General features: G+C 68.9%; 2 protein-coding genes. One reads left to right on the forward strand and one right to left on the reverse strand.

Features of this window, described 5'->3' with window-relative positions; translation table 11 throughout:
* Positions 1-461: hypothetical protein (locus tag ACFWF3_RS34475; RefSeq protein WP_379318227.1), on the reverse strand; the 461-nt coding region annotated here is incomplete at its 3' end.
* Positions 462-641: 180 nt separating this feature from the next.
* Between ACFWF3_RS34475 and ACFWF3_RS34480 the strand changes: the two genes are divergently transcribed.
* Positions 642-1,715 (forward strand): GNAT family N-acetyltransferase, encoded by a 1,074-nt coding sequence (locus ACFWF3_RS34480; RefSeq protein WP_379318229.1) that lies wholly within the window; start codon positions 642-644, stop codon positions 1,713-1,715.
* The last annotated feature ends 104 nt before the right edge of the window (positions 1,716-1,819 follow it).

Consider the following 1,819-nt stretch of genomic DNA (forward strand, 5'->3'; position numbering starts at 1 on the left):
AAACCGTTGCCGGTGACGATGCCCGCGCGCAGGTCGGTGCGGGGATTGGCGCTGGTGGGGTCGGCCATCTCGGCGCCGACCGCGATCCGGCGGACAGGTTCGCGGATGATCTCGTCGACCCAGGTGAAGGCCCGGTCGCCTGCGAGGCGGCGGTTGCCCTCCGCACCGGAGATCTCGGCGATCACCGCGCCGCGCAACAGGATCAGCATCCCGTCGGCGGTCGGGGCGAGCACGCCGAAAGGCGGTGGGGCAGAAGCGCCGCCGAACACCACGCCCGCCAGGCGCTGCGCCAGGGCCGCACCGGGCGCGCTCGCCGCGGTGTTGTTGGCGACGGTTTCCACCGCACCGAGTAACCGATCGGTCGACGGCGTCTCCCCGGCCAGATAGACGACGACATCGCCGAATCGAGCGACGATCCCGGTCCCCGGCACGATGGCCACGGTGGACGAATGCGCGTGCATCAACGCCTCCTTGTCGGACTGGCCTTCACCGCTGCCTCGGCCGACCCCGCTGTGCGGCAGACCGCGACCTTGGTCTCCGCCGCCAGCATAGATGGACCGACGCCCGGGGATAAGGTCCGAAGGTAAATTTCGAACGGCGTTCGTACCAAACGATGTTCGTCAGCCGCGTAGGATCGGCGCATGAACGCCGCACCCGTCAGTCGCCGGGCCCGACCGGCGAAAGTCCCGTTGAGCCGCGAACTCGTGATCGAGACCGGACTGCGCATCCTCGACACCGAGGGCGCGGCCGCGCTCACCATGCGCCGGGTCGCCAAGGAACTCGACACCGGCGCCGCGTCGCTGTACGTCTACCTCGCCCATCGCGACGACCTGCTGACCGGCATGCTCGACCACGTTTTGTCCCAGGTCAAGGCGCCCACCGAGGGTGACTGGCGTACCAGGGTGACCCAGCTGGTCGAGTCCGCGATCGAGGCTCTCGGCCGCCACGACGGTCTCGCGCTCGTCGCCTTCGGCCGTTTCCCCACCACCGAACACGCCCTCGGCCTGATCGAGCAGTTGCTGGCTCTCCTGCGCGACGGCGGCCTCGATCCCGCGACTTCGACCTGGGCCGTTGACCTGATCTACCGGCATATCGCCGCCGAATCCGTACAGCGCACCGCCGGTGACATCCGTGCGCGCTGGGCCCTGCGCGCGCTGCTCAACGGGATCATCGCCACTCCGGTGGCCGGTGGACCAGCCCGGCTCGCGCGCGAGGACGAGATCGCGGCGCTGCAGGAGATCGAGCGGCGGGCCGGTGCGCCGTTCGCCGAGGTGGGCATGACCGCGATCGCCGAGGACGAGCCGCCCTCGCGAGAGGTGTTGCGGGCCTTCGTTGTCGAGGGGCGGGCGTGGGTGTGGCCGGACGACGACGATCAGCCGATCGGCTACCTGGTTCTCGGGCTGGTCGACGGGCAGCCTCATATCGATCAGGTTTCCGTCGACCCGGCCCATGCGGGGGCGCGGATCGGCAAGCGGCTGATCGACCATGCGGTGGCGTGGTCCAAGAGCAACGGACTCGAGGAGATCACGCTCACCACGTTCACCCAGGTGCCGTGGAACGGTCCGTATTACGAACGTCTCGGGTTCACCTACATCCTGCCAGCTGACGAAACTCCTGGGTTGCGGGCGATACGTGCCAGTGAGATCGCTCATGGGCTCGACGAATGGCCGCGGGCTTGTATGGGGGCTGACCTGGCTGGTTGGAGAAGTGACTGATCAGGGGTTGGGTAGTCCCGGGACGGTTTGACGCTGTGTTTGTTGGCGCGCTGGCGCGCGCGTGTCCGCGGCCCTGAGGGGCCGCCGGTCAGGCGCCGCGGAAT

Source organism: Nocardia sp. NPDC060220 (assembly GCF_042727815.1).
GTDB lineage: Bacteria > Actinomycetota > Actinomycetes > Mycobacteriales > Mycobacteriaceae > Nocardia.

What these genes read in the sequence shown, in the direction of transcription:
- ACFWF3_RS34480 (WP_379318229.1), top strand. Translation starts at nt 642, where the DNA reads ATGAACGCCGCACCCGTCAGTCGCCGGGCCCGACCGGCGAAAGTCCCG.